The following is a 22,936-nucleotide window of genomic DNA, read 5'->3' on the forward strand; positions in this document are numbered from 1 at the left end:
TGCATCGATCCATTTTGCATATAATAATTTAAAATCATTATGTTACAATTTTCATATCCACTAATGTCGGCAATGAAATTACATAGCATCACTTGACAACTTTGAGAAGTTTGCAATTTTGGGCAGCATGCAGGAGGATCTGATGACCCCGGAGGAACTGGCCCGGAACATGAATGGCGTGCTTCAATCCGCGTCGAGAGGGCGGGAGGAAGCACTGCTGCCTTCCCCAATGATTCAGAACCACGCCGCGTTCCTGCATTTGCTTTCCGATGGCGCCCTGGTCTGCGCCTGGTTCGGGGGCACACTGGAAGGCAAGTCCGATATCTCGATATTCGCGTCCGTCTTGCAAAGAGGAGCGCTGCAATGGGGGCCACCCCAGCAACTGAGCTTCGACGCTTCACATTCAGAGCAAAATCCGATGCTCTTCACCGCGCCGGACGGCAGGCTCTGGCTCTTTCACACCTCCCAGCCGTCCGGCAATCAGGATGAATGCCGGATTCGCATGGCTGAGATCCGGCGCGATACTTCTGATCCTTCGATCCTGGTGGCTGAGGTGGGACGCTATCTGGACCTGCCGCTCGGCTGCTTCGTTCGGGCATCGATCGTGGTCCGTGCAGATGGGGCCTGGCTGCTTCCCATTTTTCGATGTGTCCAGCGCCCTGGCCAGAAATGGAATGGAAGTCATGACACGGCCGCCATCGGTGTATCCATGGATCACGGCAAGACATGGCGTCTTGAAGACATAGACCAATCCATCGGCTGTGTGCACATGTCGCCGGTAACACTGGGCGGCGAACACATCGCAGCGTTCTTCCGCCGACGGCAGGCGGACTGGGTCTACAGAACAGAGAGCAGAGACGGCGGCCGATCCTGGTCGATACCCGAGGCGACCGACGTGCCGAGCAACAATTCCTCTTTGGCCACGACACGCCTAAGCGACGGTCGGATTGCGATGATCTGCAATCCTGTCAACGCTGCCCAGTCCAACGATCGCCGCGCCTCGCTCTATGATGAACTCGGAGAGAACGATAACCGCCCTGACGCAGATCCGACCGGCGGCTGCATCCCGATCTGGGGCGTGCCGCGCGCTCCCGTCACCGTCTGCCTGTCCGAGGACCGTGGTCGAACCTTTCCGGTTCGCAAGCTGATAGAAGACGGCCCCGGCACGTGTCTTTCCAACGACTCGACCGACGGGCGCAACAAGGAGATGTCCTATCCTTGGCTGTTGGAGGGAGCGGATGGCGTCATGCACCTCGCCTATACCTATCACCGGCGCGCCATAAAATATGTCCGCCTGGCCCCAGGCTGGGAGAAGGCGGATACAGGGGGTCCTTCATGAGCAACGTCATCGGCATAACCATGGGTGACCCCTGTGGCGTCGGCCCCGAGATTTCGGTTCGGGCGCTTGCCGGCATGTCACCCGAAGAGCGCCAGACGACCCGCATCTACGGCAATCTTCTGACGCTGGAAGCCGCCCGTTCTGCGCTTGGCATCGATGTCGATCTCGCGCCTCATGTCGTGGATCTGCCGATCGAAGGCGCGCCACTGCCCTGGGGGCAGCTCAATCCCGTCGCCGGCGACGCGGCTTTCCGCTTCATCGAGAAGGCTGTGCGGGATGCGGAAGCCGGCATTATCGGCTGCATTGTGACGGCTCCGATCAACAAGGAGGCTCTCAACCTTGCCGGCCATCATTATGACGGCCATACCGGCATGCTGCGCAGCCTGACCGGCTCAAACGCGGCCTATATGCTGCTGGCCTCCGAGCGCCTGAAGGTCATTCACGTCTCCACGCACGTATCGCTGCAGGAAGCGATCCGCCGCTCGACGACCGAACGGGTCCTCGCAACCATCAGAGCGGGAAATGCGCATCTGAAGCGCGTCGGTTACACCGCGCCGAAGATCGCAGTCGCCGGCATCAATCCGCATTGCGGCGAGAACGGCCTCTTCGGCACCGAGGACGACGATCAGATCGCGCCAGCGGTCAAGGCTGCCCGGGCCGAGGGCATCGACGCCTATGGTCCGATCTCCGCCGACACGGTTTTCCACCGGGCCTATTCCGGCGCCTTCGATCTGGTCGTGGCGCAATATCATGACCAGGGGCACATCCCGGTCAAGCTCGTCGCCTTCGACACGGCGGTGAACGTGTCGGTGGATCTGCCGATCGACCGCACGTCCGTGGACCATGGCACGGCATTCGACATCGCCGGCAAGGGTATCGCCGATCATGGCAACATGATTTCCGCCATTGCATATGCCCGCAAGTTGGCGTCGGGCTCTGCCAAGCGAGGATGAAGCCGATGACGATCGTTCCAATCACCCTTCATCAGCCGCTTCGCCTTGCCATCGGCGCCGGCACGGTCGGAGAGGTCGGCGCCTGGGCCCAAAGTGCGAGGTCTGTTCTTGTGGTCGCAACACCGGTCACGGCTGGTTTCGTCGATCGCTTGAAACTGTCCGGCCGTGTCGCCGTGTTCGACGCGATCCCCGGCGAACCCGACATCGGAACGCTCGACGCGGCGCTTGAAGCGGCGCGCCAAAGTAGGCCGGACCTGATCATCGGGCTTGGCGGCGGATCGGCTCTCGACGTGGCCAAGCTGGTCGCGGTGCTTTGGGATTCCCAGCAGACGCTTGCAGATGTTGCCGGTCCGAACCGTGTCGCCGGCCGCCGAACGCGCCTAGCCCAGATCGCCACCACTGCTGGCACGGGCTCGGAGGCGGGCATACGTTCGCTGATCACCGATCCCGACAAGGGAAACAAGATTGCGGTCGAAAGTCCGCATATGATTGCCGACTTCGCCGTACTCGACCCGGAACTGACCTATTCCGTGCCGCCGGCGGTTACCGCCGCCACCGGCGTCGACGCGATGGCCCATTGCGTCGAGGCCTTCACCAATCGCCGTGCCCATCCGATGATCGATGGCTTTGCACGCATGGGGTTCCGGCTCGTTGGGACATATCTCGCGCGCGCCGTCAAAGACGGAACTGATACAGAGGCACGTGAAGGGCTGATGCTTGCTTCCTATTATGGCGGCATTTGCCTCGGGCCGGTGAACACAGCTGCGGGGCACGCCATTGCCTATCCACTTGGCACGCGGCTTCGCCTGCCGCATGGCCTGGCGAACGCCATCATCTTCCCTCATGTCCTCGCTTTCAACCAACGGGCGGCGGCAAGCAAGACAGCAGAAGTGGCACGGGCACTGGGGTTGGGCGAGAACCTTTCCGAAGCCGAATTGTTGGCTAAGGCCCGCGATTTCTGCCGGAACCTCGGAATCGAGATGTCGCTTGCGGCGCATGGCGCAAAGATGGAAACCCTGCCGCTTTATGCGAGTGAGGCGCATGCGAACCGCCGCCTTATGAACAACAATCCGATCGACATGAGCCCGGAGGACGTTCTCCGCATCTACAAGACGGCTTTCTAGGTCGGTCCTCCCTCTCGAGTGCTGGAAGGACCCGTCGCTGTCGGCCCGGTTGTTTGAGAGCTACTTGGTCGCCTGAAACAACCGCTCGCGCGAACCGGTCAGGTGATCATGCATGAATTGCCGCGCTTTCGCACTGTCGCGTGCGGCGATTGCCTCGGCGATTGCCTCGTGTTCGGCAAAGACCCGCGCAAGGCCGCTTGTCTCGCGTTTGACCGAGGCGCCGTGGAACCGCATGCCGACGGCGATGTGTTCCTTGAGCGCCTCCATTGCCGTGAAGAAATAGTTGTTCCGCGCGGCGCGCGCGATCGCAAGATGAAACTGGAAGTCCGCATCCTCGCGATGGGACTGTCGATTGGTGGCATCGCGCATAAGCTCCAGCGCCTGGCGGATCGCATCCAAATTGGCGGCATCGTAACGCTCCGCTGCAGCCGCCGCCGCCGCCGGCTCGACGGTCAACCGGAATTCGTAACAGTTCAGAAGATCAGCGACGTTCTCCAACTGCCCGAACCCGATCGGCTCACGCATGCCGACGGAGCGTACGAAACTGCCCGCACCGCGACGCGAATAGATGAAGCCCTGCTCGCGAAGCCGCCGCAGCGCTTCCCGGATGATCGGGCGCGAGACTTCGAACTCGATCGCCAGTTCATGCTCCGTCGGCAGGCGCTCCTCGGGCTTATACGCACCGGACTTGATGGCACGATGCATACGCTCGAATACAAGGTCGCCGAGGCTCTTGCGCGCTGTTCCAGTTTGCAATCCCATTCGTCATCCCGTCTTGCGGAGAATTCTGTTGGCGATCTCTCGCAGCGTATCCGGCTGCCCGAATCCGCCCGACTTTGTAATGATGCAATGTCTCTGGGCATACGCCAAGCCCAGACCGGGCAGGCATTCACCCCGCAGGCGGAAATGCGTGATGCCCATGCGTTGCAAGACGGCCTGCGCCGTGGCCCCGCCGGAAAGAACCAGTGTCGATGCCATTTCGGTGAAGTCTGGGCACACGCCTTCCGCAAGCGCGTTCGAAACATCCTCGGACGCAACGACCTCTCCCCCAGGCACCGCCTGCACGAGTGTGATCGTGCTGCCATCGGGCCGGGCACCGTCGAGACGGCCATTCGGTGCCGGCAGATAGCGTGGTTCGAAATCGTCCCGAAGCGCGTCGATCTGGGCAAGCGTGATGGGATCTCTGGATCCGATAACGAGCAAAACAGGGCCGGCTGGTATCTCGGCTGCCTGCGCCGGCGCTTCGCCGCCCAGGTGTTCGGCAAACGCTTCGGCCAGACCACGCGCGCCAACGAGGAGATCGACGCCAGCTCTTTCAGCGTCGGCGAGTGCAGCGCGCATCTGACCCTGCGTGGACGTGTCCGGGACCAGGGCGCATGCCGCGTGCCGGCCGAGCTTCTCAGCGACGGATATCGGTGTTCTCACGCCGAACCCTTCTACCGCGCCGGCTTTCACGATCCGCCCGAAATCGGGGATCGCCGGCGCCACCAACGCCAATCGAAAAGACATGACGTCGAGTTCTTGCGCGATTGGCCCCTTGAGGCGCGAGTCGATCTTCTTGAAAATGCGCGTTTCCGGCGGCAGGACGGACAGAGCGTCCTTAGTCAACCGCTGCGCCAGCTCCGCACTGAGTTCTCGCGAGCCAAGGTTGACCGAGAGGACGTCCGGCTTCTCTCGGATCGCTTCCTCAATTGCATCAACCGTCAGAGCGACTTCAGAATGCATACCCCTCGTCGCGAACGGCGCGGCGGCATCCAATGCTCCCGTCAAATCGTCGGCAATAATGGCCAGCATATGAGGCGCTCTGCTATATGTTGTAATCTTTATTGAGTTATTTTATTAAGTAAAGTCAATGCTTTTATGCTTTGTATTTTACAATCTTGGTCGATTCTCTCTCGGTCTGGTGCGGGGACCAACGCAAGTTTCGGTCGCCTCGCCCAGGCTCGCAGGTTCCGGCGTCCCCACATGATGAACTGCTGCTTGCCCGCCTTGGTCAGCTTGCCTGGCGGCATGCGAGCAATCAGAGCAGCATGACTGACCGCAGTGCCGAGCAAGGCCACATAGTTTTGGGCACGACGTAGAGTTGGAGTGCCTTTGGTGAGAGCATTCCCGTTCCGACAGCCTACTTGGCGGTGGTATCGATCCACGCGCGCGTCTGCTCCAGAATCTCATCGGACAGCTCGGGATCATCGATTGCCCGGGCGAGGATTACCGCTCCCACCATTGCTGCCCAGCTTCCGATCGCCGTGCGTCGCCTGTCTGCCGCCTCCATCGTAGGGAGCACCTTGCCGATGCGGTCGATCTGCGACCGAAGGCCTTCGGTCATGGCCGAGCGAGCGACAGGAGTCTGATGGCGGATGGCCGCGGCAAGTCCCGCCGTCGGGCACCCCCCCGCAGCATTGTCACGATGGCGAGGCGAAAGATAAGAACCGACATAAGCATGGAAATCGCTCCCTTCGACTGTATCTGCGGCAAGGGCATGGGCAAGCGTCTGCGCCACCAGATCGTCCTTCGAACTGAAATGGCCATAAAAGCCGCCGTGGGTGAGGCCGGCGGCTTTCATCACCTCGGCCACGGTCACCGCGTCGAACCCCTTGTCGCGAAACAGCCGGCTGGCGACATCCAGAATCCGCTGACGGTTTTCCGCCATTTGCACTCGGCTGACCTTCATCTCAAAATTCTCCACTGCCATCATTGACATTTACATGATGACCATCATATTTAGATTTAATCATGATAATCGTCATGAATATAGGCCCCATCAGAGAAAAGAGCAATGCCATGACCACGAGTCCATCAGTCCTCGTTACCGGCGCCTCCGCCGGTATCGGAGCTTCTTATGCCGAGCGGTTCGCTCGCCGCGGACACGACCTCGTGCTGGTTGCCCGTGACGCGGCACGAATGGAGGCCCTGGCGACCCGCCTGCGTCAGGAATTCGGCGTGGCGATCGACGTCATCCGCGCCGATCTCACGCAGCCCGTTGATCTTGCAGCGGTAGAGACGAGGCTACGCGATGACGCCCGCATCAGTATCCTGATCAACAATGCCGGAACGGCCATAGGCGGCAGCTTCATTGAGCAGAGCACTGAAGACGTCACGCGGCTGGTTGCGCTCAACACGACCGCCCTTCTGCGGCTTGCCAGTGCCATTGCCCCACGTCTTGCAAAGAGCGGCGACGGTGCGATCGTCAACATCGGCTCGGTGGTCGGCCTGGCGCCGGAGTTCGGCATGACGGTCTACGGCGCAACCAAGGCCTTTGTCCTGTTTCTTTCTCAGGGGCTCAGCCTCGAGCTCGGGCCGAAGGGCGTCTACGTCCAGGCTGTGCTTCCGGCCACGACCCGAACCGAGATTTGGGGGCATGTTGGCGCCGACGTCAACACGCTCTCCAACGTGATGGAGGTGAATGATCTGGTCGATGCGGCGCTGGTTGGCTTCGATCGCCGCGAGCCGGTGACCATCCCGCCGCTTCCCGATGCCGGTCAGTGGGAGGCGCTCGAGGCCGCGCGCCAGGCCATGCTTCCGAACTATCGGAACGCACTTCCCGCCGCGCGCTACCTCACGGCCGCCTGAGCGCCGAGCAAACCACCAAGATAGAGACCGCTGCGGCGGCAACAGAATAGGCGAACTATGACCAGCAAGACGCTTTTTGAGCCCTATCAACTCGGCTCGCTTACCCTCTCCAACCGTATCGTCATGGCGCCCCTGACGCGCAATCGCGCCGGCCCGGGCTATACGGACTACCCTGCTTTCGCCGCTGCACCTGTCCACTGATATTTTTTTTGGGGCGGCGCTTCAGTGCCGCCCCAATCCGTTGGTACCCTCTGACAGGGGCTCGCCAACTACAGATGCATGCGAGTCAGAGCCCGGAAACAGGGCCTCAGGCTACGCGCTTGCGGCGCCGCACCACGTCAGATCATGCCCACGGCCCAGCGCTGGTCGCATCCCAGGGCGCATCAGGCCAACGCGACACTATCTTACGGCAAGAGTTGCAAAATCGAACCTAAATGGTTCCCCGACGAGGACGGCATGCATGATCGCTGACGCCAGCGGAAAATGGTCCCCATCGCGGGCTGCCGCACCACCGACACTATGCAACATGGTCGCCAGTGCGCGCGCCGTATCCACGCCTTCGACTGTCTCTCCTGCCAGTTCCTTTGACAGCACATCGGAAACCGATCGACCAGTGCCAAGACCATGACCCAGGCGGCTATTGCGCCCGCCGCCCACCGTGACGTGCAGGTCGCCGATGCCGGCAAGACCAAATGCGGTCGCTGCGGTTCCGCCCAATCTTTCGCACAACCTGGCCATTTCCAGCGACGCCTGGGTAAAGGCAGCCGCAGTGGGGTTCTTTGATTGCCCATCGGCACGCTTGCGGTCGGGATAGTGTGTCTGCATGGCGCTGACGCCGATCGCGAAGAAGTTCTTGAGCGCAGCGCAGGCTTCCACGCCCGTATCGTCCGTCGTGACCGACAGGCGGTAATAGTCGGTGCCCATCATATCGACAAAGCGTCTGGCGACACCGATGTCCTTGCACGCATAGATGCTGGCAGTCGGCTGTCGGTTTGCGAGTTCTCGTGCAATGCAGGGTCCGCCGATACCGACAAAGGCGCTCATCATCGGAATGCGAGGGGGAAGTGTTTCGGCATAGGTCGCAAGTCCGGTGGCGGCTGGATCGAGACCCTTGGTGACGAAGGCGACCGGTCGCGGCTCGGCCATCCCACGGTTGAGGACCTCGACAGCCCAGCGGACGCCCGGGCTGCTCACCCCGACAACCACCAAGTCCGCGGCGCTGAAATGCTCCGTCCGCAACATCTCAAAAGATATCGGCTTGACGCGGTCCGAACAGGCTTCGTCAAGCTTGGGATGGACGCCACCGGGCCGATTCAACTCCGCAATGATATCAAGATCAAGCGGTGTGCCGACCAGCAGAACCTCATGGCCGTTGTCGGTGGCGGGCACGGTCAGCGACGTGCCCATCACACCGGAACCGAGAATGATGATTTTTGCCACGTTGGTAGTCCTTTGGATGCCCTAGTTCAATGAACGCTGCTGTCTCATCGCATCATGGCGGCAACATTGCCACCGTCCACGGTAATCACCGCACCCGTGCTGGTACGCGCCTTAGCGAGATGCACAAAAGCCGCCGCCACGTCGGCACCCGTCACCTCGCGGCCGACGAGGTTGCCGCGCATATAGGCCTCCGGCGTCAGGCCGCGCGCGCGGCTTCTCTCGGCAACCATCTGGTCCGTCATCAATCCGGTGCGGATCCGGTCGGCATTGACCGCATTGGACGTGATACCCGACGCGCCGTGCTCGATCGCATATTGCCGCATCAGCGCCATCAGGGCCGCCTTCGAGGTTCCGTAGGGTCCGAAATCGGCGCCGGGATTGACGGCCTGCTTGGAGACGTTGAAAACAATTGCCCCGCCGGTCTTCTGCTTCTCCATCACCCGGACTGCGGCGCGCGCCATATAGTGATGGCCCCAGAAATTGAGCTCGAACGCCTTCCGGAAGGTCTCTTCCGTCACATCGATCATCCGTCCCTGGAAGGCCGCGCCCGCATTGGAAATCAGGATATCCAGGCCACCGAAATGGCGCGCCACCTTGGCAATGGCCGCGTCCACGGCGGCGGGACTGGTCACGTCGCAGGCCACCCCCAGTCCGCCAATCCGCTTGGCTTCGCGCGCCACCCCTTCCTCGGCGATATCGATCAGCGCCACGTCCGCTCCCTCGGCACGCAGGGCTTCGGCGATCGCGAGACCCAGCCCACCGGCAGCCCCCGTAACCACCGCCACCTGCCGGGTGAGCGGCTTTTCCACCTGCCTGGCGAGTTTGACCTGCTCCAGCGACCAATATTCGATGTCGAACAGGTCCTCCTCCGAAAGCGCCTCGAAGGCTTCGATCCCTTCAGCCTTGGTAATCACATCGATCGTCGCTTCCGCCACGTCTGCACCGACAAGCGCGTTCTTGCGGGTAGCGCCCGCTGCAAACAGGCCGACGCCGGCGACATAGAACACCCGGGGCATCGGATCGAGCATCGTCTTGCCGCCGCCGACGCGGGCATTGTTGCGCTCGAAATAGGCGCGGTAGTCCGCCTGGTAAGTCGCAACCGCCTGGCGCACATGTTGCGCCCAGTCATCCAGCCGTCCAGGCTCGGGCGCGGGCAGGGCGACGCCGAAGCGCTTGATGTGAATGACGTGTTCGGGCGTGGCGTTACCGCGCTGGACGAGGCTTCCGACAGTCTCGGCGTTGCAGAAATCGAGAATTGCTTCGTTGCTCCGGTGCTCAAGCACGAAGCGCTTCGGAGCACCCTCGATGCCGGTCTCGATCGCGATGGCGCCCCTCAGGGTCGGCGCGATGTCTTCCGCAGCCGCTACAGTCTGCGGCGATGATAGCGTGACAAAGGGTTTTGCCCGGCCCCTCGCCAGACGCCGTTCGGCCTGGTCGATCTTGGCGATCATGTCCTCATAGGCTTCGCGCGGGTCGTCCGACCAAGTGAAGATGCCGTGTTTCAGCAGGATCATACCGTCGCCCCTGGGATTGGCGCGGAAGGCCGCGTCGCAGGCCTTGGCGAGGAGGAATCCCGGCATCACATAGGGCACGATGATCGAATTGGGAAACAGCTCCCGCACCAGATCCTCGCCGTGTGGCTGGTTGGTCAGCGACACGATCGCATTGGCATGGGTGTGGTCGATATGCTTGAACGGCAGGAGGGCATGCAGGATCGCTTCCACTGATGGATTGGGGGCATTCGGATCCATCAGCAGCCGCCGCTGCAGCATGACCATCTCGTCATCGGTCAGCGCGTCAAGACCGACCATTGCTTTCAGCGGTTCGAGCCGTACGGCGGGCAGGCCCTGCGGCTCGATCGTTCCCATGTCCCAGCCGCTGCCCTTGACGCAAAGCACATCGACCGCCGAGCCATCGTAGTCGGCAAACACAGTCTTGACCGATATGTTGCCGCCACCATGCAGGACGAGTTCCGGATCCTGCCCCAGAATGCGCGTCGTATAGGTCCGTATTGCCAGATCGCGATTGACACCCTTGGCCAGATAGGCGTCGACCACGGAAGCGAGTTCGTTGTCGTTCCATCTCGATTTCATGGAAGTTCCTTTCCTTCCCGCATCCTGCCGGAGCGGGTCTCACAAGTTGAAGACTGGGCTCACGGGGACGTCAGACTCGGATTTCCGTCGCTGCGTCGAAGACATGCACCTTCTCCGGCACGATCGAGAAACGGACCTCCTCCCCTTCATCGAACCGCGTTGCCTTGTCGATAATGGCCAGGAACTGGCCTTCCGGCCCCTGGCAGCAAAGCTGTGCTTCATGCCCCATGCGCTCGATCAGCAGTGAACGGGCAGCGATGGAGCCGTGCGGATCGACCGTCACATCCGTCGGCCGGACGCCGCAGATCACCCGTTGTCCAGCAGTGACTTTGAGCGAAGGGTCGAGTTTTATCGGGCCCGCCCTGGTCTTAGCGGCCGGCGCACCCTGATCAACAACGACCACGCCCGTCAGGAAATTGATCGCCGAGGCGCCGATGAAGTCGGCGACATATTTGCTCGCCGGCCGGTCATAGACATCATCAGGCGTGCCGATCTGCTCGATCTTGCCGGCGCGCATGACGACAATCTTGTCAGCCATGGTCATCGCCTCGATCTGGTCATGGGTGACGTAGATCGTCGTCGTCTTCAGCCGATTGTGGAGCTGGCGGATTTCCGTTCGCATATGGGCGCGCAGCTTGGCATCGAGATTGGAAAGCGGCTCGTCAAACAGGAACACCGCCGCCTCGCGCACCATGGCGCGACCCATGGCGACGCGCTGCCGCTGGCCGCCCGAGAGTTCCTTTGGGAAGCGCTGCAGATAGGGCGTGAGATTGAGTATCTCGGCCGCGTGCTCCACGCGCCGCTTGATTTCAGCCGGTGGCACCTTGGCCACTTCCAGGCTGAAGGCGATGTTCTCATAGACCTTCATGGTCGGATAGAGCGCGTAGTTCTGAAACACCATGGCGATGTTGCGGTCGCGCGGATGCATGTCGTTCACCCGGCGCCCGGAGATCATCAGATCGCCTTCGGTGACGCTTTCCAACCCTGCCGTCATGCGCAGCAGGGTCGTCTTGCCGCATCCGGATGGCCCGAGAAGCACGACGAACTGATGATCCTCGATCATGAAAGATATATCGCGCATGATGGTCAAGGCGCCGAATGCCTTTCCTATGCGCTGGTACTCCACGGTTGCCATTGGTGGTTTCACTCTCTCTTCTGTGCTTGGGGCGCCGTTTCCGATACCCCTTTGGATCAATATTTCTGCCGCGTCGGCGTGATGACGATTTCCTGGACGATCGCTCTTTGCGGAAGCTGGTAGGCGTCGAGGATGAGCTTCGCGACAATGTCAGCCGAAATCCCGCCGCCGATCGCCGCCTTGTTGGCCTTGTAGTTGGCGAGCGTCGCCGGATCCTTCACATGGTCCAGCACTTCGGTGTCGATGATGCCGGGCGACAGCACGATGACGCGCACGTCATGCGGAGCGAGATATTCCCGCAGGCTTTCCGAGATCGCATGGACGAAGAATTTGGTGCCACAATAGACGGTGTGATCCGGATAGGTCTTGCGCCCCGCAATTGAGCTCATCATCACCAGCGTGCCGGATTTGCGCCCGATCATGCCATTGAGAACCGCATGCACGCTGTTCATCACTCCCTTGATGTTGATGTCGATCATCTCGTCCCATTCCTCGGGCGGCTGCCTGGCAATGTCGCCGAGACGAGCGATTCCGGCATTGGCAAACATCATGTCCACCGGCCCATGCCGGCTTTCGGCGTCCGCCACGGCGGCGGAGATTGCCGCACGATCGCGAACATCGACCTTTTTCAGAACCGCATTCGGCAGGCCAAGCGCCTCCAGCCGGTCGAGGCGCCGCGCCATGAGAAGAAGCGGGTGACCGGCGGCCGAAAAGGCGCGCGCGGTGGCCTCCCCTATGCCCGAACTGGCGCCGGTGATGGCGATCAAGGATTTGCTGCCCATGTGACAAACTCCGAATGATACAGGGACCAGAAACGGTCCAGGTCAGAGGGATCGCGGCGGGCGCCGCGATCCCCTCCTTCGCTCGGTCGTCAGCCCTTGAGGACACCGCCGACCTGTGCGGCGATGTCGTCGAGTGCTTCCTTGGGAGAACCATAGCTGCCGGCAAAATACTTGCCGAGCGAGACTGGGATCGTGTCGCTCGACAACTGCGCCCATTCGGGAAGATCCGGCTCGGAGCCCATATGCTTGGCGATCGTCTCGCGCACGATCGGCAGGTGGCGGGTGGTACCGGCACCGACACGCGCATTGGCGAGAACGCGCGGATCGTCATAGACGCTGGCGCGGGTCGGACCCGTGCCGCCACCGAGCGTGGTGATGAGGGCCTGCGTATCGGCGCAGGTCGCCCACTGCATGAACAGCCAGGCTGCATCCGGGCTCTTGGAGTATTTCGACACGGCAAGCGACGACCCGCCTTGGTGGCCGACGCCGGGGATTTCGCCGTAGCCGGTTTCCTTGACAGTGCGCAGGGCGATCGGCTGCGGCGGCACGGCAACTTCGCAAAGACCCGAAACCTTGGTCTGGGTCGGGTCGTCGAAATAGGGGAAGAACTCGCCCCAGGACAACATCGAGGCCGCAACACCCTGTGCCACAGACTGGCCCTGACCGTCCCAGGTCCAGCCATCGACACCAGGAGGCATGGTGGCCTTGAGCTTGGTCCAGTATTCCAGCGCAGCAATACCCTTGTCATCATTACCGGTGAACTTGCCGTCCGGCCCGAAGATCGAGCCGCCGTGGCCCCAGAGCCAGGCTGTCCAATCGCATTCCAGGCTGTAATGGCCGGATTTCATCTGGCCTGACGTGCCGCAGACGTTCGGGCCCATTTCGTCCGTGATGGTCTTGGAGTTGGTGTACAGTTCCTCAAGTGTCGCCGGTGCCTTGAGGCCGAGCTTCTCATAGATATCCTTGCGATAGATCATGATGAAGATCGGGATATCATAGGGCACGCCGACCCAGCGATCCTGGTATTTGGCGATGCCATCGACCAGCGCCGGCAGGAAGTCGTCGATATTGTAGTTCGGCATGGCAAGGTCTGCCTTGGCGGAATATTGTTCGCGCGGGTCGAACACATCCTGGCTGAAGCTCGCCGCCCAGCTCTGGTCGATATAGTAGAGGTCGTAGGTGCCGAGATTCGAAGCCACGTCGAGCGTCAGCTTCTGCAGAACCTGCTCAAGCGGCAGAACTTCGATCTCGACCTTGATGCCTGTCGCTTCCTCGAAATATTTCTTCAGCTGGCCGTTGATGGCATTGGATGGCGGCGTCGATTCCGTGGCGAGCTTCAGGGTCGTGCCGGCGAAAGGCTTGCCGACATCCTTCAGCCAGGCGAGGATTTCCGGACTGGGCGTCAGTTCCTCAGCCGCCTGGGCGTTGGAAAATATGCTGAACGGGCGATTGCCGAACCCCATGCCGAGCGCGCCGGCACCAAGGCCAAGCTTGCCGGCGGCACGCAGGAAGTCCCGGCGCCCCATTTGACCACGGACGAACCTGTCCGTGATCGACGCGAGATAGTACTTTTTCACACTGTCTTTCATCAACTATTCCTCCTCTGAATCGGACGACGGAATCGTCGGCCGGGATGGTTCAGGCGCGCCGGCGGCGAGCCCCTCTATTGCTTCAGCGATCCCATGGTGAGCCCTCGCACCAGATGGCGCTGGACGAGCAGGATGACGATGAAGGCAGGCACGATGGCCGCCGCTCCCAGGGCGGCCATGTTGCCCCAGGCGGTGCCGATCGACGTAACGAATGTCGAGGACACGACCGGGACAGTCTTGATGCCGGTCTGGGTCAGCGTCAGCGCGAACAGGAATTCGGTCCAGCTGAAGATGAAGCAGAGCACGGCGGATGCAGCGATTCCCCCCTTGGCCATGGGCAGAACGATCCGCCGGAAAATGGTCCAGCGTGACGCGCCGTCGAGCAGCGCGCTTTCATCGATTTCGGCGGGGATATCGTCGAAGAAACTCTTCAGCAGCAGAACGGCCAGCGGCAGGTTCATCAGTCCATGCACGAGGATCATGCCCAGATATGTGTCGAGCAGATTGAATTGCTTGAAGATGAAGAACATCGGGATGGCGACGGCGACCGGCGGCATCATCCGGGTCGATAGTACCCAGTTGACGAATTCATGCCGCCCGCGGAACTGCATGCGTGACAGGCAATAGGCGGCGAGCGTTGCGACGACGATGGCAAGGACCGTCGACATCGAGGCGACGACAATCGAGTCCCAGAGGCGCGGCGCCATGTAGAAATTGCCGCCGCCGGGATTGACCGTTTCCTGCGTGCCGAAACCGAAACCCAGCGAAATGCCGAAGACCTGCTCAAAATTCCGGGTCGTCGGCTCGAAGGCGAAGAACTTCGGCGGCCAGGAGAAAATGTCCTTCGCATTGCGGAAGGCCACCGATGTCCAGAAGAAGATCGGAAAGAAGAACACGGTAACGACGAGCCAGCCGGCGATCGTCCGAAATGTTCTCATGGTTTTGCTCTGGTGCATGTTACCACCTCACCTTGAAGGCCCGGATGAAGAGATTTGCGAGGATCATCACGATGGCCAGGCTGACGAGGCTCAACGTTGCGCCGTAACCCCATTTCAGGAAGCTGAACGTCTGCTGCCAGGCATAAAGGCTGAGGCTGTAGGTCGCGGTCCCGGGGCCACCCGAGGTCATGACGAAGACGTAGTCGAACACCCGGAAGAGATCGATGCCGCGCAGCAGGATCGCCACGGCAATGACACGCGACATCATTGGCAGCGTCAGGCGGCGGAACATCTGCAGGGAAGAAGCGCCGTCGATCATCGCCGCCTCATAGGGCTCGGGCGGCAGCGAGCGCAGGCCCGCCATGAAGATCAGCACCATGAACGGCGTCCATTGCCATATCTCGGCCACCATCACGCCTGCGAGCGCCAGCGAGGATGTCGCAAGGATGGGCGTGGTCTTGTCGAGGAGGCCCAGCATGTTGAGGAAATAAGTCAGCACGCCGAATTGCGGGTCTTCCATGAGCAGGAACATCATGCCCGCAATGGCCGGCGGAATGACCAGGGTCATGGAAAGGACGGCGCGGAGAGCCCCGAACCCCGGCAGCTCGGCATCGAGCAGCAGCGCGACCGCCATTCCCAGCACGATCTCGCAAATCAGGGCGATGGCGAAATAGATGAACGTGACGCCAAGCGCGCCCCAGAAGCGCGTGTCATGCCAGAGCTGAATCCAGTTGTCGAAGCCGACGAACACAAGCGCACGCTTGCGCGGCATGAACTCGTGAAAGCTCAGCCAGATATTGTAGATCAGCGGATAGATCGTGAACACGACCAGCAGGCTGACCAGCGGCAGCAGCCACGGCCATGGCGAATCCGAGATCGCTATACGCTTCACCTGTATGACGGCCATTCCGTACTCCTCCAAAGAGCGGATGCCGACCGATGCGCCTTAAACCCACGCTTCGGCCTTCTCCCGGCTGGACCCGCTCCTCTGCCGGTCCGGGCCATGCTCAACCCTGTTTCTCATCCTCTCCGGCACAAGCCGGTTCCTATCTTTCGTTTGGTCATCGGCACTTCCTATCGCGCCACGGCAAACTCCTTGCGGTCCGCCCTGCCGGCGGCGCGCTCCTCGGCCATCCACGCGTCCAGTTCGGCGATCTCTTCCTTGCGCATGCGGATGCCCGCCTTTGTCCGGCGAAAGACCGCATCTTCTGCGGTCTGCGCAAATTCGCGCTGCATCAGAAAACGGACTTCCGCCTCGGTCAGGTCGGGACCGAAGGTACGGCCCAGATCGGCCTTTGCGCGCGAACCTGCGAGGATATCCCTGGCTTCAAGCCCGTAGTGGCGGACAAGGCGGCGGGCAGCGCGCTTGTCGAGAAATGCGTATTCAAGGCTCAGGTCCTGTGCGAGCCGATCCGCCCCGTCCGCCGGAAAATCACCGCCTGGCAAAGGCTGTCGCCCGGTCCATCCGGCGTTGGACGCCCATTGCGGGAAACGGACCGCCAGCTTCTGCAGCGCATCCTCCGCCAGGCACCGATAGGTGGTGATCTTGCCACCGAAGACGCTCAGAAGTGGAGCCTCGTTGTCTGCGCCATCGACTTTCAGCACATAGTCGCGGGTGGTCTCCTGCGCATTGGCGGCACCGTCGTCATAAAGGGGGCGGACACCTGAGTAGGTCCAGACGACATCGGCCGGCGTCACGGCGCGCTTGAAATAGGAGGACGCCGCCTCGCAGAGATAGTCGACCTCGTCATCCGATATACGGACCTCTGCCGGCTCACCCTTGTAATCGACGTCGGTCGTGCCGATCAGCGTGAACTCTTCCTCATAGGGGATGGCAAAGAAAATGCGCCCGTCGGGATTCTGGAAGATGTAGCAGCGGTCATGCTCATAAAGGCGAGGCACGACGATATGCGAACCCTTGACGAGCCGGATCGAACCCGCCGCATTTCGGCCAATCGCAGTAGCCAGGACTTGATCCACCCAGGGACCTGCAGCATTGACGAGCGCCCGCGCCCGAATTGTCTCGACCGCGCCCGTTTCAACGTCTTCGACACTCACGTACCAGTGCCGCTTTTCACGCAGCGCCCGGATGCATCGGGCACGCGTGCGGATGTCGGCGCCATGGGCTTCGGCATCGCGAGCATTGAGCACCACCAGGCGATTGTCCTGCACCCAGCAGTCGGAATATTCGAACCCGACCGAGGAGACATCGCGCAGCGGCTCGCCCGCCGGATCGCGCGACAATCTCAGCGTCTTCGTGCCCGGAAGCTTCTGGCGCCCGCCGAGATGATCGTAGAGAAACAAGCCAAGCCGCAGCAGCCAGGCCGGGCGAAGACCCTTTCGATGGGGCAACACGAAGCGCAGCGGCCAGATGATATGCGGCGCGATCCGCCACAGCACTTCCCGCTCACTCAGGGCATGGCGCACCAGTTTGAATTCGTAATGTTCCAGATAGCGCAGGCCACCGTGAATGAGCTTGGTCGAGGCCGAGGAGGTCGCCGAGCCGAGATCCGATTTCTCACAGAGAAAGACGCTCAGCCCGCGACCCGCAGCATCGCGAGCGATGCCCGCGCCGTTGATGCCGCCGCCAATGATCGCGAGATCATAGAGGGGAGCCATCATGCCGCAACCCTCCCCTCGCGCGCGCCGAGAATGTGGTTGGCGACTTCGACAAAGCCATGCCCACCCTCATGCGACGTCACATAGGCAGGCTCAGCGTCGATCCGCCCGCGAAACTGCAACACGTTGGCAACGCCGCAGGCATTGGGGAAAAAATCGAACATCGGCGCATCATTGGGACTGTCGCCGACGAACACGACCTTGTCCTTCTCGGCGTCGATATCCAGCCCCAGCACATCGGCGGCGAACCGCCGCGTCATGGTCAGCTTGTCATAGGCGCCGTACCAGCCATTGACATGGATCGACGAAACCTTGGCGACCGCTCCCTCCTCCTCGAAGATCCGCTTGATGCGCTCCACCTCTCCTGTCGGCAGCGGCGGCACGTCCTCGCAGAAATCGATGGCGAGATCCGCTTCGCGATAGAGTTGGTCGGCCGAAATCGCCGCTCCCGGCACTTCCGTGAGAATGCGCGCCATCACTGCTTCAAGTCTCTTGCGGTCACTGGCACGCTGGTCGTCATTGATCGCAAAGACGCGGCGCATCCGCCGGCTGTCCTGACGATAGGAGAAATAGAAGGCGCCATTCTCGCCGACAACGCCGGAAACCGGCCACATCCGGGCGATCATGTCACACCAACCCGCCGGACGGCCCGTGATCGGCGCGACCGCAACCCCCGCAGCCTGAAGCCGCTCGAGCGCTTCATAGGCGCAGGCCGGCAAACGGCCGTCATTGGTCAACGTGTCGTCAATATCCGCAAACAGGGTGCTGATCCTGCCTGCATCCTCGACCGGCATATCGGAGATCGCCCGCATGGCCTCAGACCTCTCCGCTGGCAAAATCCTCGAGAATGCCGGCATCGGCGGCAATATCGAGGAAGGAGTAGCGATTGCGCATCTCGCGGCAATGAATGACCGCCTCGCGATAGAAGTCCGCCGGCACACCGAGTTCGCTGGCCGTCGTCGGACCACCCGCCGCCTTCAGCAGCCGGGTCATTTCATCGACCGGGATGACGAAGGCTTTCAATTCCTCGCGCAGCACCGGCCAGAGATCGGCGATCTTGTCGTTGAGGGCGCCAATTGCGTTGTCACTGAAGATCTTGGGCTGAATCTCGCCAAGACATTGTCTTGCAATGTCAGCCCCCATACGACGCGACATATCGGCGACATCGATCCTGCTCGCCTTCATCACCGGTGGAGAGGCGCTTTCCAGGAAATGGCGCTGCAGCCGGGCCATGGTCAGTACACCGACGCCCACCTGCTGTCCGTGCAGGGTGCCGGGATGCCTGGCTCCGGCAAAACAATCGATATAGTGCGAGATCTGATGCTCGCCCATCGAGCCGTGGTTGGACATCCCGGTGAATGACACACCAAGCCCGCAGAGCGTCAGCACCCGATAGAGATAGCCATTGGCTGCGACATCGCCGCTGCCAATGCCTGCGGCGCGCTGGTTGAGCTCGATCTCGTCCCGCTCCTGGATTATGTAGGGCAGGTTCGAATAGACCGTTCCAAACAAGCGGTGCGACAGCCACCAATCGACCTGCGCCACCGAACGAACAAGGCAGTCGGCAAAGCCCGCGGCGGCCAGATAGGTCGGCGCGGATGCCGAGACGCCAAGATCGACGAAAAAGCCGGCCGGCGCATGCGAGGGCAGCGAGACCTTGAGCCCGCTTGCCAGCGTGATAGAGGCTGTCGTCGATGTGTAACCGTTCATCGAGGCAGCGGTGCCGAAGATGCAATAGCGGCGACCGTCAAGGCCGGTAACATATTTGACCAGGTCGTTGATCGTGCCCGACCCCACCGCGACGATGCCCTCGGCACCGTTCAGCTTTTCGGTCAACAGCGCCATATTGGCCATGTCGGCATGCGGATGGTCGAGCAGGACCGCCTTGACCGGGCCCAGCGCTTCGAGAGCGCGGGCCACGCGGGCACCCATCGCATCCCACGTCGCGTGATCTGCCACTACGGTGAAGGTCTCGCCGAGCTTCAGATCCGCGACGAGCTCCGCTTCGCACCCCTCCAAGCTTTCCGCGATAACGATGGATTCATAGGGAACGACCGGCCGTTCTCCGGTTTCCGGATTTGTCCAGCGTCCTGCCACCACGTCATCGATAAGCGCGGTCCAGCCGCCCGCGGGAGCGCTTGCCGCGCCGCCCTGGTTCCTTGCCGTTTCCATTCCCGAAGTCCGTTTTTATCTGATTTCGACAAAAGACACCATGCGATGGCACTTGTCAACACACAAGACAGAGCATGTTGACATTTGCCATCCGATGCCGTCTGATGGCGTCAGACAACAAGAAAATTCGAGGAAACAGATGCAGGATGCAGGCGTCACCCTGCCCACGGAATTCGACGACGCCGTCACCTGGGCAGCCTGGCTTTATTACGCCGACGAGATGACCCAGAGCGAAATCGCCAAGAGGTTGAATGTCTCGCGCGCAACCATCGTCAACTATCTGCAGGAGGCGCGCGAACGTGGCATCGTGTCGATCCGCATCAACACGCATGCAAGCGGCCGCACCAGGATCGCGCGCGGCCTGATGGAAAAATTCGGGCTGGACGGTGCGCTGGTGATTCCCGTCACCGAGGACCGGGACCTCGTCCGCAGGCTGGGCGATGCAGGCGCACGGGTCCTTGCCGACCAGATCGTCGCCGGTGATGTGATCGGCGTTGCCTGGGGACGTACGGTGCTTTCGGTCGCTGATCAGATTTCGTTGCCGGAACCGCTGCAGAACCTGACCGTGGTGCAGGTTTCGGGCAGTTCGACCGGCGAGCCGGATTTCTCGCCTGAACTCTGCACCTCGCTTCTGTCCAGCCGCATCGGCGCGCGCTGCGTCAACCTGCTGGCTCCGGCAGTTCTTTCGACCAAGGAACTCAGGGCAATGCTGTTGGATGAACCGGTGCTGAAAAAGCAGTTCGATCTCATTCACTCGACCAACCGAATCCTGTTCGGCGTTGGCGATGTCGGCGCCAAGAGCACGGTGAGGGCCTCGGGGATCGCAAGCCAGGCCGAGATCGACAAATATGTCGAGGACGGCGCCGTGGCGGTGATCATCGGCCGCTTCATCGATGCGCATGGCCATGCGGTCGGCGGCGATCATGACGAGCGGATGGTGGGTATAGCACTCGAAGAACTGCTTCAGACGCCCAACCGCGTCTGCGTGGCCGGAGGCGCCGGCAAGATCGAGGCGATCACCGCCACACTCGAAGGCGGCTATGCGACGCATTTCGTCACCGACATGGCCACGGGAGAGGCCTTGCTGGGGCCCTGAAAACAAGAGCCGCCGGCCGATCCGGTCGTCAAGTGGAGGGAGGAGCCGCTCTGATGCATTCGAACGAACGCTATGTTGTCGGCCTGGATTCATCGACCCAATCGGTGAAGGCGATCGCCTGGTCGCAGGAGGGCGAACCGCGTTTCGAAGGCCGTGCTCCGCATACGATTTCCACCCCCGACGCCCATCGCGCCGAACAGGATCCCGACGAATGGTGGAGTGCAGCGACCGCTGCGCTGAGAGCCGTCACAGGCGCGCTCGACCCGGCCCGGATCGATGGCGTGGCAATCTCCAACCAGCGCGAAACCATGGCTTTGCTCGGTGCCGACCGGCGTCCGCTGGCGCCGGCCACACTCTGGCTCGACCGCCGGGCGCGGGACATGACTTCCCTGCTGGCAAGCGAATTGGGCGGCGAAAACCTGCATCGCATTTCCGGCAAGCCCGTGGATGTCATCCCCTGCGTCTATCGGCTGCGCTGGCTGCGCGCGCATCAGCCGGAACTTCTGGACCAGGCTGCCCATATATTGTCGGTTCACGACTATCTCGTCATGCGGCTGAGCGGCCAACCTCAGGCAACCTGGACCAGCGCCGACCCCTTCGGCATCTTCGATATCGTGGCTAAGACATGGTCGCGGACGATCCTCGACCATCTCGAGATCGACGAGGCCAAGCTTCCACCGCTCAACCCTCCGGCCTCCCGGATCGGTGTCATTTCGGAAGAGGCTGCAGCGGAAACAGGGTTGCGGGCAGGCACGCCGATATTCGCAGCGGGTGGTGACGGCCATTGCGCCGGCCTCGGCGTCGGTGCGATCGAACCGGGGACAGTCTATCTCAATCTCGGCACCGCCGTGGCGGGCGGTCTCTGGTCGCCGACACCGGAGCTCAGCCCCTACTGGCGGACGCTGGTTTCGCCGACGGGCGAAGGCTATATGCTGGAGAGCGTGCAGCGCGGTGGCGCCTTCTTCGTCAACTGGCTGCTCGACAATTTCGCCGGCGGGCGCTCTGATCCGGAAGTCTTCCAAAGGCTGGAAGCGGAAGCGATGCGGCTACCGGTCGGATCGGACGGGCTGACCGTCTGTCCCTACCTCATGGGCTGCATGGACCCACATTGGGATGAAAGTGCGAGGGCGACCTTCACCGGCTTCGGGCCGGATCACGGAATGGGCCATCTCTACCGCGCCTCGCTGGAGGCGATTACGCTGGAATTCACCCGTGCTCTTGAACAGATGCAGGCCAAGGGGCTCGCAGCCGATCGCATCTTCGTTATCGGCGGCGGCGCATCGAGCAAGCTCTGGCGCAAAATGGTGGCGGATGCCACGGGACTCCCGGTCCATCGCAGCCTTTCGAACGAGGCGTCAGCGCTGGGCGCCGGCATGTCCGCAGCCGTGGGCGCTGGATGGTTCAAGAATTTCCAAGATGCCGCCATGGCCATGTCGAGAACTGCCGAAGCCACGGACCCCGATCTTGCAACCCGCAAGGACTGGCGCGAACTCTCACACCGTCAGGCGTCCATCTATCTGAAAAACAGGTAAGAGATGACGAAGCGGAAGCCCAAAATTGAATTCGGCTTCGATTTGACTGCTATTTCGGGCGGGGCCAAGGCCATACGATATGCCGATCGTCTACGTATCCTTCAAATAATGTGCCTTCTATGCGGGGTTGAAGTCCTCGAACGACGGCAGCGCCTTGCCATCGCACGCGCCGACCACTTCGCCCGCGAGCGCGCAGTCGGACAGGTGCCGCACGAACCGGAGCGTGGTCGTGTCGTCCGTCTGCGTCAATGTCAGTTCGAATGCGCCACTCCGAATTCATCATAGTAAGGACGAGGCCGTGCGGCGCTTCACATTCTTCGATCGTCACATCCGTCCAAGGCTGGAACAAGCACCGCATTCAGGTACGCCTTGATAGGATGTGAACCCATGGCCCGGAAATTATGTGGCCCCAAGCTTGTGAACATATTGGGTTAGGCTGGATTTTTGATAAATGGATCGTAAAAAGGTTTTTGATTCAAATATATAGATGCACTCGTGGAAGTGCCAGTCCTGTATCCCGACTTGCATCGCTATGCGGATAAGCCGAATCATGA

At 61.4% G+C, this 22,936-nt stretch carries 21 protein-coding genes; 7 read left to right on the top strand and 14 right to left on the bottom strand.

Annotation, left to right across the window (positions count from 1 at the left end):
• Positions 1-142 precede the first annotated feature (142 nt).
• From AC2YI2_RS31415 to AC2YI2_RS31425, 3 genes are read left to right on the top strand one after another with little or no spacing between them, the layout of a single operon-like run.
• Positions 143-1,339: a sialidase family protein gene (locus AC2YI2_RS31415; RefSeq protein WP_487390475.1), complete on the top strand. Its 1,197-nt coding sequence runs from the start codon at positions 143-145 to the stop codon at positions 1,337-1,339.
• Positions 1,336-2,292 (top strand): 4-hydroxythreonine-4-phosphate dehydrogenase PdxA, encoded by a 957-nt coding sequence (gene pdxA / locus AC2YI2_RS31420; protein WP_487390476.1) that lies wholly within the window; start codon positions 1,336-1,338, stop codon positions 2,290-2,292. Before AC2YI2_RS31415 ends, pdxA begins: the two co-directional genes overlap by 4 nt.
• 5 nt (positions 2,293-2,297) lie before the next feature.
• Positions 2,298-3,416 (top strand): iron-containing alcohol dehydrogenase, encoded by a 1,119-nt coding sequence (locus AC2YI2_RS31425; RefSeq protein WP_487390477.1) that lies wholly within the window; start codon positions 2,298-2,300, stop codon positions 3,414-3,416.
• 60 nt (positions 3,417-3,476) lie between these two features.
• Here the strand turns inward: AC2YI2_RS31425 and AC2YI2_RS31430 are convergent, their stop codons facing one another.
• The 3 genes from AC2YI2_RS31430 to AC2YI2_RS31440 form a co-directional block, all read right to left on the bottom strand.
• A complete protein-coding gene (locus AC2YI2_RS31430; RefSeq protein WP_487390478.1) occupies positions 3,477-4,178 on the bottom strand; it encodes a FadR/GntR family transcriptional regulator in 702 nt (233 codons plus the stop codon).
• A gap of 3 nt (positions 4,179-4,181) precedes the next feature.
• Positions 4,182-5,210, bottom strand: coding sequence for a four-carbon acid sugar kinase family protein (locus AC2YI2_RS31435; RefSeq protein ID WP_487390479.1), 1,029 nt, complete (start codon positions 5,208-5,210; stop codon positions 4,182-4,184).
• Between the two features lie 328 nt (positions 5,211-5,538).
• Entirely contained in the window at positions 5,539-6,087 is a 549-nt protein-coding gene (locus tag AC2YI2_RS31440; RefSeq protein ID WP_487390480.1) for a TetR/AcrR family transcriptional regulator, read from the bottom strand.
• A gap of 110 nt (positions 6,088-6,197) precedes the next feature.
• On the opposite strand from AC2YI2_RS31440, the gene AC2YI2_RS31445 reads away from it, so the two are divergent.
• Together AC2YI2_RS31445 and AC2YI2_RS31450 are read left to right on the top strand one after the other, a co-directional pair.
• Positions 6,198-6,986 carry an SDR family NAD(P)-dependent oxidoreductase gene (locus AC2YI2_RS31445; protein ID WP_487390481.1) on the top strand — a complete coding sequence of 263 codons (789 nt, stop codon included), beginning with the start codon at positions 6,198-6,200 and terminating at the stop codon, positions 6,984-6,986.
• Positions 6,987-7,043: 57 nt separating this feature from the next.
• Positions 7,044-7,187 carry a hypothetical protein gene (locus AC2YI2_RS31450; protein ID WP_487390499.1) on the top strand — a complete coding sequence of 48 codons (144 nt, stop codon included), beginning with the start codon at positions 7,044-7,046 and terminating at the stop codon, positions 7,185-7,187.
• A 198-nt stretch (positions 7,188-7,385) separates the two neighbouring features.
• Here the strand turns inward: AC2YI2_RS31450 and AC2YI2_RS31455 are convergent, their stop codons facing one another.
• The 10 genes from AC2YI2_RS31455 to AC2YI2_RS31500 form a co-directional block, all read right to left on the bottom strand.
• Entirely contained in the window at positions 7,386-8,426 is a 1,041-nt protein-coding gene (locus AC2YI2_RS31455; RefSeq protein ID WP_487390482.1) for a glycerol-3-phosphate dehydrogenase, read from the bottom strand.
• Between the two features lie 44 nt (positions 8,427-8,470).
• A complete protein-coding gene (locus tag AC2YI2_RS31460) occupies positions 8,471-10,519 on the bottom strand; it encodes a bifunctional aldolase/short-chain dehydrogenase (RefSeq protein WP_487390483.1) in 2,049 nt (682 codons plus the stop codon).
• Between the two features lie 70 nt (positions 10,520-10,589).
• Positions 10,590-11,654 carry an ABC transporter ATP-binding protein gene (locus tag AC2YI2_RS31465; RefSeq protein ID WP_487390484.1) on the bottom strand — a complete coding sequence of 355 codons (1,065 nt, stop codon included), beginning with the start codon at positions 11,652-11,654 and terminating at the stop codon, positions 10,590-10,592.
• Between the two features lie 56 nt (positions 11,655-11,710).
• On the bottom strand, positions 11,711-12,436 hold the full coding sequence (locus AC2YI2_RS31470; RefSeq protein ID WP_487390485.1) for an SDR family oxidoreductase: 726 nt from the start codon (positions 12,434-12,436) through the stop codon (positions 11,711-11,713).
• An 89-nt stretch (positions 12,437-12,525) separates the two neighbouring features.
• Positions 12,526-14,025 (bottom strand): ABC transporter substrate-binding protein, encoded by a 1,500-nt coding sequence (locus AC2YI2_RS31475; RefSeq protein WP_487390486.1) that lies wholly within the window; start codon positions 14,023-14,025, stop codon positions 12,526-12,528.
• Between the two features lie 74 nt (positions 14,026-14,099).
• Positions 14,100-14,981, bottom strand: a complete 882-nt coding sequence (locus AC2YI2_RS31480; protein WP_487390487.1) for a carbohydrate ABC transporter permease — start codon at positions 14,979-14,981, stop codon at positions 14,100-14,102.
• Between the two features lies 1 nt (position 14,982).
• Positions 14,983-15,870: a carbohydrate ABC transporter permease gene (locus AC2YI2_RS31485; RefSeq protein WP_487390488.1), complete on the bottom strand. Its 888-nt coding sequence runs from the start codon at positions 15,868-15,870 to the stop codon at positions 14,983-14,985.
• Positions 15,871-16,037: 167 nt separating this feature from the next.
• Entirely contained in the window at positions 16,038-17,585 is a 1,548-nt protein-coding gene (gene glpD, locus AC2YI2_RS31490; RefSeq protein WP_487390489.1) for a glycerol-3-phosphate dehydrogenase, read from the bottom strand.
• Positions 17,582-18,394, bottom strand: a complete 813-nt coding sequence (locus tag AC2YI2_RS31495; protein WP_487390490.1) for an HAD-IIB family hydrolase — start codon at positions 18,392-18,394, stop codon at positions 17,582-17,584. The genes glpD and AC2YI2_RS31495 overlap by 4 nt, the downstream gene beginning before the upstream one ends.
• A 4-nt stretch (positions 18,395-18,398) precedes the next feature.
• Entirely contained in the window at positions 18,399-19,754 is a 1,356-nt protein-coding gene (locus AC2YI2_RS31500; protein WP_487390491.1) for a sn-glycerol-1-phosphate dehydrogenase, read from the bottom strand.
• 139 nt (positions 19,755-19,893) lie between these two features.
• Here AC2YI2_RS31500 and AC2YI2_RS31505 point away from each other — a divergent pair, with 139 nt between their 5' ends.
• Complete coding sequence (locus AC2YI2_RS31505) at positions 19,894-20,850, top strand: sugar-binding transcriptional regulator (protein WP_487390492.1); 957 nt, start codon at positions 19,894-19,896, stop codon at positions 20,848-20,850.
• 53 nt (positions 20,851-20,903) lie between these two features.
• Positions 20,904-22,382 (top strand): xylulokinase, encoded by a 1,479-nt coding sequence (locus tag AC2YI2_RS31510; protein WP_487390493.1) that lies wholly within the window; start codon positions 20,904-20,906, stop codon positions 22,380-22,382.
• Between the two features lie 117 nt (positions 22,383-22,499).
• Here the strand turns inward: AC2YI2_RS31510 and AC2YI2_RS31515 are convergent, their stop codons facing one another.
• Entirely contained in the window at positions 22,500-22,631 is a 132-nt protein-coding gene (locus AC2YI2_RS31515; protein WP_487390494.1) for a hypothetical protein, read from the bottom strand.
• Between the last annotated feature and the right edge of the window lie 305 nt (positions 22,632-22,936).

The sequence above is a fragment of the Rhizobium sp. SRI_017 genome (assembly GCF_057586295.1).